Source organism: Pseudomonas sp. StFLB209, assembly GCF_000829415.1.
Lineage (GTDB): Bacteria > Pseudomonadota > Gammaproteobacteria > Pseudomonadales > Pseudomonadaceae > Aquipseudomonas.
Map to the genome: position 1 here is coordinate 939,972 of NZ_AP014637.1, position 15,218 is coordinate 955,189.

Annotated in this window: 14 protein-coding genes; 3 read left to right on the forward strand and 11 right to left on the reverse strand. The window is 64.4% G+C overall.

Features of this window, described 5'->3' with window-relative positions; translation table 11 throughout:
• Window positions 1-6: 6 nt before the first annotated feature.
• Entirely contained in the window at window positions 7-159 is a 153-nt protein-coding gene (locus PSCI_RS29420; RefSeq protein WP_158497580.1) for a hypothetical protein, read from the reverse strand.
• Window positions 160-267: 108 nt separating this feature from the next.
• Here PSCI_RS29420 and PSCI_RS04395 point away from each other — a divergent pair, with 108 nt between their 5' ends.
• Genes PSCI_RS04395 through PSCI_RS04405 form a run of 3 tightly spaced genes read left to right on the forward strand, consistent with a single transcriptional unit; the run spans window position 268 to window position 2,845 of the window.
• Complete coding sequence (locus PSCI_RS04395) at window positions 268-1,272, forward strand: aliphatic sulfonate ABC transporter substrate-binding protein (RefSeq protein ID WP_045483313.1); 1,005 nt, start codon at window positions 268-270, stop codon at window positions 1,270-1,272.
• Entirely contained in the window at window positions 1,269-2,111 is an 843-nt protein-coding gene (locus PSCI_RS04400; protein WP_045483316.1) for an ABC transporter permease, read from the forward strand. Before PSCI_RS04395 ends, PSCI_RS04400 begins: the two co-directional genes overlap by 4 nt.
• Window positions 2,108-2,845, forward strand: a complete 738-nt coding sequence (locus PSCI_RS04405; protein WP_045483319.1) for an ABC transporter ATP-binding protein — start codon at window positions 2,108-2,110, stop codon at window positions 2,843-2,845. The genes PSCI_RS04400 and PSCI_RS04405 overlap by 4 nt, the downstream gene beginning before the upstream one ends.
• A gap of 117 nt (window positions 2,846-2,962) precedes the next feature.
• Here PSCI_RS04405 and PSCI_RS04410 read toward each other — a convergent pair whose 3' ends face one another.
• From PSCI_RS04410 to PSCI_RS04450, 10 genes are all read right to left on the reverse strand, one after another.
• The gene (locus PSCI_RS04410; protein ID WP_052483348.1) at window positions 2,963-3,484 is read right to left on the reverse strand and encodes a GNAT family N-acetyltransferase; all 522 of its coding nucleotides are present in this window, start codon (window positions 3,482-3,484) and stop codon (window positions 2,963-2,965) included.
• The gene (locus PSCI_RS04415; RefSeq protein ID WP_045483322.1) at window positions 3,477-4,892 is read right to left on the reverse strand and encodes an MFS transporter; all 1,416 of its coding nucleotides are present in this window, start codon (window positions 4,890-4,892) and stop codon (window positions 3,477-3,479) included. Before PSCI_RS04415 ends, PSCI_RS04410 begins: the two co-directional genes overlap by 8 nt.
• Window positions 4,889-6,100 carry an acyl-CoA dehydrogenase family protein gene (locus PSCI_RS04420; RefSeq protein ID WP_045483325.1) on the reverse strand — a complete coding sequence of 404 codons (1,212 nt, stop codon included), beginning with the start codon at window positions 6,098-6,100 and terminating at the stop codon, window positions 4,889-4,891. The genes PSCI_RS04415 and PSCI_RS04420 overlap by 4 nt, the downstream gene beginning before the upstream one ends.
• A gap of 10 nt (window positions 6,101-6,110) precedes the next feature.
• Window positions 6,111-7,820 carry a dipeptide ABC transporter ATP-binding protein gene (locus tag PSCI_RS04425; RefSeq protein WP_045483328.1) on the reverse strand — a complete coding sequence of 570 codons (1,710 nt, stop codon included), beginning with the start codon at window positions 7,818-7,820 and terminating at the stop codon, window positions 6,111-6,113.
• Window positions 7,817-8,680 (reverse strand): ABC transporter permease, encoded by an 864-nt coding sequence (locus PSCI_RS04430; RefSeq protein ID WP_045483330.1) that lies wholly within the window; start codon window positions 8,678-8,680, stop codon window positions 7,817-7,819. The genes PSCI_RS04425 and PSCI_RS04430 overlap by 4 nt, the downstream gene beginning before the upstream one ends.
• Window positions 8,680-9,669: an ABC transporter permease gene (locus PSCI_RS04435; protein WP_045493807.1), complete on the reverse strand. Its 990-nt coding sequence runs from the start codon at window positions 9,667-9,669 to the stop codon at window positions 8,680-8,682. The genes PSCI_RS04430 and PSCI_RS04435 overlap by 1 nt, the downstream gene beginning before the upstream one ends.
• Entirely contained in the window at window positions 9,666-11,270 is a 1,605-nt protein-coding gene (locus PSCI_RS04440) for an ABC transporter substrate-binding protein (protein WP_045493810.1), read from the reverse strand. Before PSCI_RS04440 ends, PSCI_RS04435 begins: the two co-directional genes overlap by 4 nt.
• Window positions 11,271-12,018: 748 nt before the next feature.
• The gene (locus PSCI_RS29710) at window positions 12,019-12,987 is read right to left on the reverse strand and encodes an ABC transporter ATP-binding protein (protein WP_231906360.1); all 969 of its coding nucleotides are present in this window, start codon (window positions 12,985-12,987) and stop codon (window positions 12,019-12,021) included.
• Window positions 12,888-13,778: an ABC transporter transmembrane domain-containing protein gene (locus PSCI_RS29715; RefSeq protein WP_231906361.1), complete on the reverse strand. Its 891-nt coding sequence runs from the start codon at window positions 13,776-13,778 to the stop codon at window positions 12,888-12,890. Before PSCI_RS29715 ends, PSCI_RS29710 begins: the two co-directional genes overlap by 100 nt.
• A gap of 18 nt (window positions 13,779-13,796) precedes the next feature.
• Window positions 13,797-15,209: an LLM class flavin-dependent oxidoreductase gene (locus PSCI_RS04450; RefSeq protein ID WP_197540942.1), complete on the reverse strand. Its 1,413-nt coding sequence runs from the start codon at window positions 15,207-15,209 to the stop codon at window positions 13,797-13,799.
• Between the last annotated feature and the right edge of the window lie 9 nt (window positions 15,210-15,218).

The window sequence follows — 15,218 nt, forward strand, 5'->3', positions numbered from 1 at the left end:
GCCGTTTCACCCATCACCCTGCTTCAAGCGCAAGCGACCGACGACGGACTTGCCGCTTGTGGCCTGCAACAGGCCCAGCATCAACTGTTGCCTGAGCAACAGTGCCTCGACATTCTGCCGCACCACATACAGCAGCCCGTCGCCGGCAAACCGTCCCAAACGCCCGTACTACGTGGCCAGCAGCCTGATGGCACGCCCCGTGCAAACAGTCATGGTTACCCAACAGCTGATTCACAGCCCGTCCTCCATGCCTTGCGGAACCTACCCATGCGTCTGACTCTCCTGGCCTCATCGCTGACCCGTCTGCCCCGCTCTGTGAAAGTCCTGGCCGCCGCCTGCATCGCCGGCCTGGCCCTGAACAGCACCGCTTATGCCGAGACCGCGCCCAAGGAAGTGCGCCTGGATTACGCCTATTACTCGCCGGTGAGTCTGGTGCTCAAGCACTTCGGCTGGCTGGAAAAAGCCCTGCCGGACTCGAAAGTCAGTTGGGTGTTCAGCCAGGGCAGTAACCGCTCGCTGGAATACCTCAACAGTGGCGGCGCCGACTTCGGTTCGTCGGCCAGCCTGTCCGCCGTGTTGGCCCGCGCCAACGGCAGCCCGATCAAATCGGTGTACGTCTACAGCCGCGCCGAATGGACCGCGCTGGTGGTCAGCAAGGATTCACCGCTGAAAAGCATCAACGACCTCAAGGGCAAGAAAATCGCGGCCACCAAAGGCACCGACCCGTACCTGTTCACCCTGCGCGCCCTGGCCAGTGCCGGGCTGAACAAGAACGACGTGGAACTGCTGCACCTGCAACACCCCGATGGCCGCACCGCCCTGGAAAAAGGCGATGTCGATGCTTGGGCAGGCCTGGACCCGCACATGGCCGCCAGTGAACTGCAAGCCGGCTCGCGCCTGCTGTATCGCAACAAGGACTTCAACAGCTACGGGGTGATCAGCGTGACCGAGACCTTCGCCAAAGAGCATCCACAAACCATCAATACGGTGATCAAGGCCTATGAGCAGGCGCGGCGCTGGGCACTCGAACACCCTGAAGAGTTCGCCAAACTGCTGGCTGATGAATCCAAATTGCCGCTCGACGTGGCCAAGCTGCAGCTGACCCGTACCGACCTGTCGGCGCCGCAACTGAGCGACAAAGACATCGCCGCCTCGCAGGCCGCAGCACCGATTCTGGTCTCTGAAGAACTGGTCAAACGTGGCGTGGACGTCAAGCAAGTGATCTACCAGTTGATCGAGCCGTCGTTCGGCAAAGCCAGTATCCAGCCATGAGCCAGACCAGCAAGGCGCTGAGCGCAGCGGCACCTGCCGAGCGCCCGACCAGCAACACCGGCCAGTGGCGGCGGCGGGCCAAGGGCCTGGCACTGCCGGTGCTGATCATTGTGGTTCTGGAAGCGGTGGTGCGCCTGGGCTGGATCGCCTCCTATCAGATGCCCGCGCCCAGCGAAGTGGCGCAAACCCTGGTGCAACTGGCCGACGGCGCGCTGTGGAAACATATCGGCGCCAGCCTGTCGCGAGTGCTGGCCGGTTTCGCAGTGGGCGCCAGTCTGGGGCTGCTGTTCGCCGCCTGGGTCGGCCTGAGCCGCGAAGCCGAAGCCTGGCTGGAGCCAACCTTCGCCAGCCTGCGCGCCATTCCCAGCCTGGCCTGGGTGCCGTTGCTATTGCTGTGGTTGGGCATCGGCGAAACTTCCAAGGTGGTGCTGATTGCCATCGGTGCGTTTTTTCCGGTGTACCTCAATGGCGTGGCGGCGATTCGCAATATCGACCGCAAACTGGTGGAAGTCGGGCGCATGTACGGCTTCAGCCGTGCGCGCCTGGCCCGGCGCATTCTGTTGCCTGCGGCGTTTCCCGGGGTGTTCACCGGCCTGCGCAGCGCCTTGAGCCTGAGCTGGATGTTTCTGGTGGCCGCCGAACTGATCGCCGCCACCCGCGGCCTGGGTTACCTGCTCAGCGATGGCCGCGAAACCTCACGGCCCGACCTGGTGCTGGCGGCCATTATCGTTCTGGCCCTGCTGGGCAAAATCAGCGACGGCCTGCTGGCCAGCCTTGAGCGCCGCTGGCTGACCTGGCGCGACACCTTTGACGGCGCAGGCCCCGGAGCCCAACCATGAGTATTGCCCAGGCAACCCCATCCAGCGCTGATCTGTTGCACTTGCGGGTCGAGCGCAAATCCTTTGCCGAAACGCCCGTACTGGGCCAGATCGACCTGCGGTTGCAACCCGGCGAAATCGTCAGCCTGCTCGGCCCCAGCGGTTGTGGCAAAAGCACCCTGCTGCGCCTGGTCGCGCAACTGGACAGCGACTTTGTCGGTGAGCTGCGCCAGCGGCCCGAACAGGTCGGGTTCGTGTTCCAGGAACCGCGGCTGATGCCCTGGCTGAGTGTGGCCGACAATATCGGCTTCAGCGACGACCGCCAGTACGACCGTGAGCGGGTTGCGGCGTTGATCGACGAAGTGGGCCTGAGCGGCTTTGCCGACGCCCTGCCCAAACAGCTGTCTGGCGGCATGGCGCAACGGGTGGCCATCGCCCGTGGCCTGTATGGCCAGCCTGAGTTGCTACTGCTCGACGAACCGTTCAGCGCGGTGGATGCCTTTACCCGCTACAAGCTGCAAGACCTGCTGCTGGAGCTGGCCCGCCGACACCATATCGGATTATTGGTGGTGACCCACGACATCGACGAAGCGCTGTACCTGAGCAATCGGGTGCTGGTGATCGGCAACCGGCCCGGCACCGTGCGCCAGGAACTGCACGTACCGCTGAGCTACCCCCGCGAACGCAGCGACGACACCCTGGCAAGGCTGCGCAGCCAGGCGTTGAGCGCATTGCATGATGCACGGGTACTGTAGGAGCGAGCGGGCGGCGATCCGTCTTGCTCGCGAAAGCTATCTGCCAGACGCCCCATATGTATTGTCTGGACCGGCCATCTCGCGAGCAAGCTCGCTCCTACCAAGTGCAGGTCGCAGCTATGCCAGCGGCCTGCGTAGCCGCCACTCGCGCAATGTGGCACCGCCGCGCTCCTGTTCATGCACCAGCCCTTGATCACGCTGGTAACCCAGGGTCTGGTAGAACGCCAGAGCTCGGGCGTTGCCTTCCAGCACCCACAGGGTCACCTCACTAAACCCAGCGCCGGCCAGTTCAGCATGGGCCGTTTCCATCAATCGCCGCCCGGCACCCAGCCGCCAATGAGCCGGGTCCAGGTTGATGGCGTGAATCTCGCCGCAGCCAGCCCGCGCCTCGGCATCACGGCTGTGGCCCCAGACCAGCCAGCCGATGACCTGCCCGGCGCGCTCAGCCAACAAAACCCGTTGCCCCTCGCGAATCCGCTCTTGCCACTGCCGGGTGCGCGTCGGCAACTGATTGCCCAGGCCGCGCAGGTAGTGCTCAGGCAGCAAGTGTGCATAACCCTGTTGCCAGGCCTGAATATGAATGGCAGCGATTCTGGCGCCATCAAACGCTGTCGCGGGGCGAATTCCGGTTTCAGTCACCCTTATCTCCTTGCAGCGGTTGCGCCGTATTGGCCAGGCGATAAAACACCACACTCGATGCCGCGCACGATAGCGCACACAACAACAGCACCACGACGATATCACCGACCGAGGTTTCGCTGCGCCCATCCAGGCTTGCCAACAGGCCCAGTAATACCCCGGCCATGCTCACCGAGACGCTCATCACCAGTTGCCCGGCCATGGCCGACAGGCTGCTGGCGGCGGCGCTGCGCTCCAGCGGTACGTCCAGGTAGGTCACCGCGCCCATGGTGGTGAATTGCAGCGAGCGCGCCAGCCCTGCACTGAACAGGATCAACGCCATCAGCCAGACGGCCATTTCATGATCGAAGCTGGCGCACAGGGCGATGCCCAAGGCGCTGAGCAGGGCGTTACCAGCCAGCAGGTGACGATAGCCAAAGCGCCGCACCAGCGGCACCGCCAGCAGCTTTATCAACAACGCGCCAACCCCGCCACACACCACCAGCCAACCAGCGGCCAGCGGGGTCATGCCCAGGCAGTTCTGCAGCAACAGCACCAACAAAAATGGCTGGGCCGAAGTGCCCAGACGAAACAGCGCGCCACCTGCCTGGCTCAAACGAAAGCCGGGCAGGCGAAACAGTCCGAGATCGATGAGTGAGTCACGATGGCGCCGGGCATGGATGACATACCCAAGCGCCAACAGCCCACCACCGACAATCAAGCTGCCAGCCAGCAACCTGGGCAGTTCACCTTGCGCCAGGGAGTCGAAGCCGAACACCAGCAGCGCCAATGCTCCGCCGCCCAATAGCAGCCCGCGTTTGTCCAGCGGCGGCACCTGGCGCGCCGGAAAATCCGGCACATGGCGCACAATCAGCCAGCAACCGAACAGGCAGATCGGCAGGTTGATGAAAAAGATCCACTGCCAGCTCAGGTAGGTCACCAGCACGCCCCCGAGCAGCGGCCCCACCAGTGGCCCGACCAACGCCGGCAAGGCCAGCCATGACATGGCTTGCAGCAGTTGCTCACGACTGGACCAGCGCAGGATGATCACCTGCCCAACCGGGGTCATCAATGCCGCGCAAGCGCCCTGCACCATACGCCCCAGACACAGCTCCAACAGCGTGTCAGCCAGGGCGCAGACCAAGGACGCAACGGTAAACATGCCCATCGCCAACAACAGCACCCGGCGCGGCCGAAAGCGTTCGGCCGCCCAGCCGCTGACCGGCACGAACAACGCCAGCGCCAGCACGTAAAGCGACACCACCAGGTTCATGCGCAAGCCCGGTTCGCCAAGGTCCTCGGCCATTTTTGGCAAGGCGGTCATCACCGCCGTGCTGTCGAGCAACTCCATGAACAGCGCTGCGCCGATGATCACCGGCACTTTCGGGCTTTGCTCAGCGGTGGCTAACGTGACCGGTATCGCGCTCAAAACAGGCCCGAGACCGGCGGCCGCGTGCCTTTGAGCTGCCAGGCACCGACCACTGCAGCTTTCCAGTGCCGTGGGTTGTGGTTGGCCACGGTGCGGGCGTTGCGCCAATGCCGGTCCAGGTTGTGCGCCCGCCCGGTGGTGGACGCGCCGCCCACATCGAACACCGTCTCAGCCGCCTTGAGCGCCAGTTCGGCCACCAGGTACTGGGCCTGGGCGACCTCCACGGCGGCCTGCTCGACGTCAGCGTCTTGCAAGCCTTCGGCCCAGGCCCGGTCGATGCTGTCGGCGGCGCGCAACACCAGCGCCTCGGCGCCATAAGCACGGGCGGCGATATCGCCCACCGACAACTCCACGTAAGGGTCGTCCACCGACTGGCTGGCGCTGCTGTGCTTGATCGGCCTGGCATGTTCGCGGGCAAACCGGCTGGCGTCATTCAGTGCATTACGGGCGATACCGGCCTGCACGGTGCCGAGGAACAATTGCAGGAAGGGCGTGACGATGGTGCGCTTGCCCTCCTCCACGGTGCGGGTGCGCAGCTCGCTGGCGTCGACCCGCACGTTATTCAGGTGGGTGGTGCCACTGGCGGTCAGGCGCTGGCCCATGGCGTCGAAGTCGTCGAGCAACTCCAGGCCCTCACGGCCACGGGGCAGGATGAACGACACTGGCTGTTCATCTTCGTCCAGCGCCACGGCGCTGACCCAGTCAGCGAACAGCGCACCGGTGCTGTAGAACTTGCTGCCGGTTGCCCGGTAGTGATCGCCCTCGCGCACCAGCCGTGCGGCAATCGAGCCATTGGCACCGCCCAGTTCCCAGCCGGCATTGCCAATCACCGCGCCATCCAGATAGCGGGCAAACCAATGCTGGCGCTCTGGTTCGGCGTCATCGCTGGTTGAAGCCAGCAAGCCTTCGACAAAGGCAAAGCCGGGACGCAGCGCCTGGGCGACATTGGAGTCCACCGAGGCTACCTGCAGCAGCAGTTCGATCACATCGCGCACACTGCCTTCGGGGCCGCCAAAGCGGCGCGGGATGCGCACGGTGTAGAGACCGGCGGCGGCCAGTCGGGCAATCGCCTCGAACGGCAAGCGGCGTTCACGCTCGCGCTCGGCGGAGCCTGCGCCAATCTCGGGCAGCAGCGCCGCAATACGCGCCTTGAGTTCAGCCACACTGGTCGCCGCAGGCTGGGTGGGCAGTCGTTGATAAGTGGTCATCAGGCAGTCCTTAAATGGCGATTTTCCAGAGGCGGGTTTCATCGAACAGATCGAACGCCTCGTGTTCCGGGTCCAGCGGCGGCACTTGCAGTTCGGCGCCGCTGCCGGGCAAACGCGGCACCGAGCCCAGCAGGCGCCGGGTGTATTCATGGGCCGGCTGCTCAAACAGTTGCTCAACCGGGGCCAGCTCCACCACCTCACCATGGCGCATCACCAACACGTCGTCGCTGACGTGGCGGATCACCCCCAGGTCGTGGGAAATGAACAGGTAAGCCAGGCCCAACTCGTCTTGCAGGTCAGCCAACAGGTCCAGTACCTGGGCCTGAACCGACACGTCCAGCGCCGACACCGGCTCGTCACAGACAATCACCTTGGGCTCACTGGCAATGGCCCGGGCGATGGCGACCCGCTGGCGCTGACCACCGGACAACTGCAATGGCCTGCGCTCGGCCAGTTCTGCGGGCAGGCGCACCTGATTGAGCAAGCGGGTGATGCGCGCCGGGCGCTGTTGGGCGTCGATACCAGCAACGTGCAAGGCGTCGTCGAGAATCTGCGCCACGCTCCAGCGCGGGTCGAACGAGCTGAGCGGGTCCTGGTAGATCACGCTGATCTCGCGGCGCAGCGGCCGGCGATGCTTTTCATCAACCCCGCCGTGGGGCAGAGTCCACGGCTGGCCCCGGTAATGCACTTCACCGGCATCAGGCTGCAACAGGCCCAAAGCGATACGCGCCACGGTGGTTTTGCCTGAGCCCGATTCACCGACGATGCCCAGCGTGCGGCCGGAGCGCAGCTCAAAGCCGACATCCCGCACCACTTGCCGTACCTGGCCGTCAGGCCCCAGATAACGTTTACCCAAACCCTGGGCGCGCAGCAGCACTTCAGCGTCCTGACGCACTGGCGGCGACACGTAGCTGGCACGCTCCGGCGACAGTCGGCTGCCGCGTGGATGCTCAGCGGGCACCGCCGCCAGCAGCGCTTTGGTGTAGGCATGAGCCGGCTGGCGCAGCACTTGCTCCATCGGGCCTTGCTCGACCACTTCACCGTGACGCATGACCACCACGTCGTCAGCCAGTTGCGCGACCACCGCCAGGTCATGGCTGATGATCAGTAACGAGGCGCCACGGGCCTTGATCTGCTGGAAGACCTCAAGAATCTGCGCCTGCACCGTGGCGTCCAGCGCAGTGGTCGGCTCGTCGGCAATCACCAGCGCCGGGTCCATCGCCAGCGCACTGGCGATCAACGCCCGCTGGCGCAAGCCGCCAGACAACTGTCCTGGCCGCTGCCGGGCACGCAGCGCAACATCCGGCACGCCGACCCGCTCCAGCAATTCCAGTACCCGCGCCTGGCGTTGCGTGCGGTTGCCGAAGCGATGGGTTTCCAGCACTTCAAGAATCTCTTTGCCCACCGGGCGCAACGGGTCCAGCGACACCAGCGCGTCCTGCAGCACAAAGCCAATGTCCTTGCCGCGTACGCTGCGCCATTGCCGCTCGCTCAGGCTCAGCAGGTCGCGCCCGGCAAAACTCAGGCCCCTGGCGGCCACCTCGGCCCGGCCGCCGGCCAGCCCGACCAGGCTGCGGGCACTGACGCTCTTGCCCGAGCCCGATTCACCGACCAGGGCCACGCAGCGTCCCGGCGCCAAGGTAAAGGACAGGTCATGGACCACGGTCTGGCCATCGAACGAGACGTTCAGGCCATCGACAATCAGAGTGTTATCGCTCATGGCAGGCGGCCCTCCAGGCGTTTCTGGATGTAGCGGCCGGTCGCCGTGGTCGACAGGGTGGTCAGCACGATGAACAGGCCGGGAAAGAAGGTCAGCCACCAGGCAGTGGCAATGAAGTCGCGGCCCATCGACAGCATGGTGCCCCACTCCGGCGCCGGAGGTCGGGCACCCAGCCCCAGAAAGCTCAGCGCCGACGCCCAGACGATGGCCTGGCCGACACCCATGGTGATGGTCACCACCAACGGACGCATGGCATTGGGCAGCAACTGGCGCAGGATAATGCGCGAGGTCGGGTGGCCCAGCGCCCGGGCCGCCTCGATGTAACCGGCATTGCGCACCGCCAGTACCTGGCCACGGACCATGCGCGCATAACCGGGGGCACCGCCCAGACCGGTGGCGATGATCAGCGGGCCGATACCGCTGCCGAATACCGCGACGAACAACAGCGCCAGCACCAGACTTGGGAAGGCAAACAGCACTTCAAGCAGCCAGCCCACACCACGGTCGATACGCGCCCCACCCAGCCCGCCCAGCAGCCCCAAGGCAATGGCGATGGTTATGGATAACGCGGTGGCGGCCACCCCGATGAACAGGCTTTGCCGGGTGCCATGGATGATCCGGGCAAAAATATCGCGGCCTGACTGATCGGTGCCCAGCCAGTGTTCCCAGCCCGGCGGCACAAAGGCGTCGCGGGGCACGATGGCCAGCGGGTCGATGCGGGTGAACAACTGTGGGGCCAGCGCGGCGAGTACCAGCAAGCCGAGAAAGCCGATCGACAGCGTTGCGCCCCAGGGTGGCAGGCGCCAACGGCGTTGGCGCAGCAGCGGACGGTGAGTTGCCGCAAGGGTCAGTTCGCTCATCAGTGCTGCTCCTGTTGCCGAGGGTCGATCCATTGATAAAGCAGGTCCACCAGAATGTTGGCCAGCACATAGCCGGCGGCCACCACCAGGCTGATGCCGATCACCAGCGGCAGGTCCTGGGTTTGCACCGCCTGATACAACTGACGGCCCACGCCCTTGCGCGAGAAGATCACTTCACAGACCACCGCGCCGCTGATCAGCGCACCGATGGCCCAGCCCGACAGCGACACCCCCGGCAGCAAGGCATGGCGCAGGGCATGCTTGAAACGTACTTTCAGATCGCTCAGGCCACGGGTGCGGGCAGTCAACACGAAGGGTTGCTCCAGGGTCAGTTCCAGCGACTCGCGGGTCACTTGAGCAATGAACCCGGCCAGCGGAATGGCCAACGACAACGCCGGCAAGACCAGGGTCGCCAACCCGTCGCTGCCGGCTGGCGGGAACCAGCGCAGGCCAAAGGCAAACACCGCCAGCAACACCACCCCCAGCCAGAAATGCGGCAATGCGGCGCTGAGGGTTTCCAGCAAAGAGGCCGCGCCGCCAATCAAGCGCCCGCGCCCGGCGGTGATCACCGTGGTCAGCAGCACCAGCGCCCAGGCCAGCACCAGGGCCGCCACGGTCAGTTCCAGGGTCGCGCCGCCCTGCTCGGCCAGAACCCGGGTCACTGGCATATGCTGGGAATAGGAGACCCCGAGGTCACCTTGCAACAGGCGGCCGAGGTACAGCACGTACTGAACCGGCAACGGCTTGTCCAGGCCGTACTCGGCACGGGTGGCTTCGATGGTTTCCGGGCTTGGGTTGGCGCTCGGCCCGCCGAGAATCGCCAGCACCGGATCACCCGGCATTGTGCGCAAGGCAAAGAACGTCAGGGTCGCGACCGCCAGCAGCACCAGTGCCCCACCGCCCAACCGCAGCAGCGCACGGCGGCCCAGCGCGGCCAGGCGTTCGCGGCGCGGATCGGTCACGCCCGACGGCGTCGTTGCAATACTCATTTGCTCACCCATGCGTCATAGAGATAGGTCACCGCCAGCGAAGGCTCCAGGCGCACGCCATGGGCGGTCTTGTAGATACCCAGGCGGGTGCTCTGCGGGTACGTGGCCAACTGCAGGTACTCAGCGGCGACCTGCTTCTGCGCCTGGTAGTAGATTTGCCGACGCTGCTCGGGGTCCTGGGTCGCCAGGGCGCTTTCGATCAAGGCATCGAAGCCCGGATCGGCGTAACCGGCGGTGTTCTGGTGATAACCACCGACCCCGGCCGGCTGAATGAATGCCGAGCTGTAGATGATGCGCAGCACATCCGGGGTGTTGGTGTTCCAGTAACCGATGCGGATGTCGTAATCCCAGGCGGCCTGACGCGCCGTGGCCTGGGCGTCGCTCATCTGGTCCATGACCAGCTCGAAACCGGCCTGACGTGTGGTGGCCTGCACCTGCTCCCAGAGGGTCAATTCCGACGGTGGGGTGCGGGCGCCGATCACCACCACCACCCGCAGCCGTTTGCCGTCCTTGGTGCGATAACCTTCGCTGTCACGCTGGGTCCAGCCAGCCTGGTCGAGCAGTTGCGCGGCTCTGGCCGGGTCGTAGTCCTGGATGCGTTCGAACTCCGGGCTATAAAACGGCGTGGCCACACTCAACGGTCCGCCGGCCCTTGGGAACTCGCCGAAATACACGCTTTTGAGCGCGCCTTCGACATCGGCACTGCGTACAAAGGCTTCGCGCACACGCACATCGGCGAAGGGTTCGCGGCGCATATTGAACGTGCCATTGGTGGGGTTGCCGGGCCGCTGGGCGATGATCAGTTGCAGATCCGGGTTGCGCCGCGCCGCTTCGTGGGACTCGGGCGGCAGGGTCTCGATCACATCGACCTCGCCGGCCTGCAAGGACGCAAAGCGTACCGAAGGCTCTTGAATGAACTTCCAGATCACCCGCTCCAGATACGCCGGGCCCTGGTGCTTGGCGGTGGGCGGCGCCCAGTTGTAATCGGGGTTGCGCGCAAGCTCGATCTGGTTCTGGCGCTGCCACTTGACCACCTTGAACGGCCCGCTGCCCACCGGGCTTTCACAGTTCTGGTCGCGGCTGCGGGCCAGCGCGGTGGGCGACTGAATGCCCAGAAAGCCCTGGGCCAGCACTTCCAGAAAGGCCGCATAAGGTGTTTTCAAATGCACCACAGCGGTGTAGTCGTCGATGATCTCGGTGCTGCGGTACTGGCGGATATAGCCCCCGGCGGTACTGGACTGGGTCTTGGGGTTGGCCATGTGGTCGAGGTTGGCCTTGACCGCATCGGCCTTGAACGCGGTGCCGTCGGTGAACTTGACGTCGTTGCGCAGGTGGAAGGTGTAGCGCAGGCCGTCAGGCGAAACCTCCCAGCTTTTCGCCAGCCATGGGCCGATCTGCCCTTGGCTGTCCATCGACACCAGCGAGTCGAGGTACTGTTGGGCGACGAACACTTGCGGCATGTCGCCGGCCACATGAGGGTCCAGGCAGGTGGGTTCGCGGTCGGTGGCATACACCAGGGTGCCGCCGTGCACCGGCTGGTCGCTATGGACGCTGGCCTGCTGTTGGCGCTCGCAACCGGCCAGCAGCAGGACTGTGAACAGCGGGGTGAGGTAACGGGTATTGAAGTTCAAGGTCGCTCCTGCGGGTTACAGCGCCAGTGGCGGTTGCAGAGATGGTTGCAGGGGCTATTGCATGACCCGTGCCGGGTCTCAATACCTTGATTTTGTTGGGGTTCGGGGTGAATGCGATGATGGTGGGTGGACAAAGTGTCGAGGGGATGTTGCTGGTACAACAGCTGCTCTTGATCTTCGAGCACAGATGGCACAGACACCACCGATCGCGACGTTGGTGCAGGCCGAACGCAGGCGCCGCGTAGGGGGGATAAGGGCCATGGATGGGCATGTGCGCCGCCCCCCCGAAGCGGCGCCGGAGTGAGGGAACCCGACGAACATTCAACCGCGGCAAAAAATCGTCCACCACCGCAAGGCAGCTTTTACCTGTGTGCTGATAGAAACTGCGGATACCTTACGATGAAGCAAGGCTCATCGCCGCAGTTGTTCATACGTCGGGTTCCGCCCCGACGGGCGGGTTACTTTGTCTTGGCAAAGTAACCAAACCGCTTGCTCCGGGTTGGGCCCCTTCGGGGTTCCCTCACTCCGACGCCACTCCGGGGGTCGGCGCACATGGGCCTTCCATGGCCCATTGCGCCTAACGGGCCATCCATGGCCCTTATCCCCCCTGCGCAGCGCCTCCGTTCGGCCTGCACCAACGTCGCGCTCGGTGTCGTCTGGGAGATTTGTGCTTGAAGATCAAGGTCAAGATCTACAGCACGTCAACGTCAACGCAGCATCATGCTGCCTGGCGATTCCATAAGCGGTGGTAATACCCCTGTCGGGCCAGCAGTTGTTCGTGGGTTCCGTCTTCGACGATGCGGCCTTCGTCAAAGACAATGATGCGGTCCAGATGCGCAACGGTGGACAGCCGATGGGCGACGACCAGGGTGGTTTTGTCTTCCATGATTTCGTCGAGCTTGTCCTGAATGAAACGCTCGGTGATCGAGTCCAGGCTGGAGGTGGCTTCGTCCATCACCAGAATGGGCGCATTCTTGAGCAACACCCGGGCAATGGCGATGCGTTGCCGTTGGCCACCGGAAAGCTTGACCCCGCGCTCGCCCACCAGTGAATCGTAACCCTGCTCCATGGCCTCGATGAAGTGCCGGGCGCCGGCGCGTTCGATGGCCGCATGCAAGGCCTCTTCGCCGGCATCGAGTTGGCCGTAATGGATATTCTCGCGAATGCTGCGGTGGAACAGCCCCGGTTCCTGGGGAATCAAGCCCACCTGCTGGTGCAGCGAATGCTGGGTCACGCTGCGGATATCCTGGCCGTCGATCAGCACTTGCCCGGCATTGACGTCGTACAGGCGCAACAACAGGCTTAGCAGCGTCGATTTACCCGAGCCGGATGCGCCCACCAAGCCCACCCGCTGCCCGGCCGGGATGTGCAGGTTGAAGTCGCGAAACACCGGCTTTTCCGGCTGATAACCAAAGCTGACATTCACAAACCGCACTTCACCGCGCTGCACTTTCAGCACCTGTGCGTGCGGCTGGTCGGTGACTTCATGGGGGCGAATCAGGGTGCGCACGCCGTTGGCGATGTTGCCGGTGGCTTCGAAGAACTCCAGCAGGCGCCGCGACAACCCCGAGACGTCGGTGATGATCATCAGCGACAGGCTGGTGGCGGTGACGAAGGTGGCAATATCGATACTGCCGCGCTGCCACAACCACAGCGCCAGCAGCAGGATGCCCAGCTTGAGCAACACGCCGCAGCCGTTCTGGAACCAGCGGATTTTTCCATGTAGCCCAGTGAACGCTTGGCCGCTTCGACTTCACGGTCGAGAAAACGCCCAAGATACTGGTGCTCGAAAGGATGACGGGCAAACAGGCGGATGTTGGTCAGGTTGGTCACCGCATCAACCACCTTGCCGGTGCTGACGCTGCGCGCCGCTGAAAAGGCCCGGGCCAGCGGATGGCTGCGCCGCGCCAAAAACCAGCACAGGCCCAGAAAGCCCGCCGCCCAAAAACCCATGAACGCCGCCAGCCACAGGTCGGCCGTGGCCAACAGCAGCACCGCCAGCGACAAGGTAACCAACAGCGGGATCAGGTCGAAGATCAGAATCGCCAGGGCCATGGTGGTGCCCAGCGAGACTTCGCTGATGCGGTGCGCCAGGGCCCCGGCAAACTCGCTGGTGATGTAGCGGTGCGAATGCTGTTGCAGATAGGCAAACAAGGCGTGAGTCACCGCCCGGCGCTGACGCGGCAGGGTGTAGACATGCAGGGCGCTGGCACAGCGCACAAAGAGCATTTCCAGCACCAGCAAGGCGGTCAGCCCCAGCAGTGGCCAGGTCAGCGCATCGAACGCGCGATCGGTCTCCAGGCCCTGGGTCACCAGCCGGGTGATCTGCCCCAGCGCCCAAGGCACCAGCACTGCACAAATCACCGCCGCCGTTTGCAGCCCCAGCATGCCCGCATAAGCCACCCCGGTAGCGCTGGATAAAGGCCCAGACAAACGCCAGCGGAGTGTCGGGCAGATGACGAATGTTCCAGCCGCCATCCTCTGTTGCCGGGTCACTCATGGCTGACCTGCCTGAGCAAATCTCAGCGGCGGCAAAGGCTGGCTGAGCGCGGCCGGGTCGCGGTAGCGGGCCGCCGGGTGATTGGCCGGCAGGCGCGCCTGGCCTGCGCCAAACAGCCGCTCGCGCAGGGTTTCGCCCGGCGTGTAGCGCTCACGAAAACGTCCGCGTCGGCGCAACTCAGGGACCACCAGATCGATGAAGTCACGGGCGGTTTCAAACGACAGATACTGGCGCAGGTTGATGCCGTCGATGCCGTCCACGTCCAGCCAGCGTTCGATCTCGTCAGCCACCACCGTAGGCGTGCCGGCCACGAAATAGCGGTCCTCTTGCAGACCGGCGAAGCCTTGCAACATCTGCCCGACCGTGGTCTCGGGGTTGAAGCGGTTGAGGGCGCCCCAACCGATATCACCCCGCTTGATGATGTCGGTCAGCCGCTGATGAGGCGCGTAAGCGCGCAGGTCGATGCCCAGTTGCGCATGCGCCATGGCGCCGTCGGCGCTGACCAGCCGGCGGTAGCTGTCGAGCTTGGCGGCGACCGCCTCATCGCTGCGCCCGGCGATCACCCCGGCCTGGACGATGAACTTGATGCCCGCCGGGTCGCGGCCTTGTTGTTCGGCATTGCGGCGCATGGTTGCGATGTTGCGGCGCACATCTTCAGGGGTCGCGCCGCCGGTGAACACCACCTCGGCATGGCGCCCGGCAAAGGCGCTGCCGGCCGGCGAGCCGGTGGCCTGGAACAACACCGGGGTGCGCTGACGCGAAGGCTGGCACAGGTGCGGGCCGGCGACCTTGAAATGCTCACCCACGTGGTTGATGTAACGCACCTTGGCCGGGTCGGTATACACGCGCTGCTCACGGTCCTGAATCACCGCGTCGTCGTCCCAGGAACCCTCCCAGAGTTTGTAGAGCACATCAAGGTATTCGTCGGCGATTTCGTAGCGGTGATCGTGGGGCACTTCCTGGTCCAGGCCGAAGTTACGCGCAGCATTGGGCAGGTAGGAGGTAACGATGTTCCAGCCCACCCGGCCCTTGGTCAGGTGATCCAGGGTGCTCATGCGCCGGGCAAAGGCAAACGGCGGCTCGTAGGTGGTGGAAAAAGTCACCCCAAAGCCCAGTTCACGGGTCACCGCCGCCATGGCCGGGATCAGTAACAACGGGTCATTGCTGGGCACCTGCAAGCCTTCGCGCAGGGCGGTTTCCGGGCCGTTGCGAAAGCGGTCGTAGACGCCCACGACATCGGCGAGAAACACACCGTCGAAGGTGCCGTACTCCAGCAGTTGGGCCAGCTCGGTCCAGTAGTCCAGGTCGTTGAAGCGATGACGGTTGTTGTCCGGGTGAACCCACATGCCATGCATGATGTGGCTGACGCAGTTCATTTCGAACAGGTTGACGTGCAGTTGCTTGGGCACAGTGAGATC

What these genes read in the sequence shown, in the direction of transcription:
- PSCI_RS04395 (WP_045483313.1), top strand. Translation starts at nt 268, where the DNA reads ATGCGTCTGACTCTCCTGGCCTCATCGCTGACCCGTCTGCCCCGCTCT.
- PSCI_RS04400 (WP_045483316.1), top strand. Translation starts at nt 1,269, where the DNA reads ATGAGCCAGACCAGCAAGGCGCTGAGCGCAGCGGCACCTGCCGAGCGC.
- PSCI_RS04405 (WP_045483319.1), top strand. Translation starts at nt 2,108, where the DNA reads ATGAGTATTGCCCAGGCAACCCCATCCAGCGCTGATCTGTTGCACTTG.
- PSCI_RS04420 (WP_045483325.1), bottom strand. Translation starts at nt 6,100, where the DNA reads ATGACCACTTATCAACGACTGCCCACCCAGCCTGCGGCGACCAGTGTG.
- PSCI_RS04425 (WP_045483328.1), bottom strand. Translation starts at nt 7,820, where the DNA reads ATGAGCGATAACACTCTGATTGTCGATGGCCTGAACGTCTCGTTCGAT.
- PSCI_RS04430 (WP_045483330.1), bottom strand. Translation starts at nt 8,680, where the DNA reads ATGAGCGAACTGACCCTTGCGGCAACTCACCGTCCGCTGCTGCGCCAA.
- PSCI_RS04435 (WP_045493807.1), bottom strand. Translation starts at nt 9,669, where the DNA reads ATGAGTATTGCAACGACGCCGTCGGGCGTGACCGATCCGCGCCGCGAA.
- PSCI_RS29715 (WP_231906361.1), bottom strand. Translation starts at nt 13,778, where the DNA reads ATGGCGGCTGGAACATTCGTCATCTGCCCGACACTCCGCTGGCGTTTG.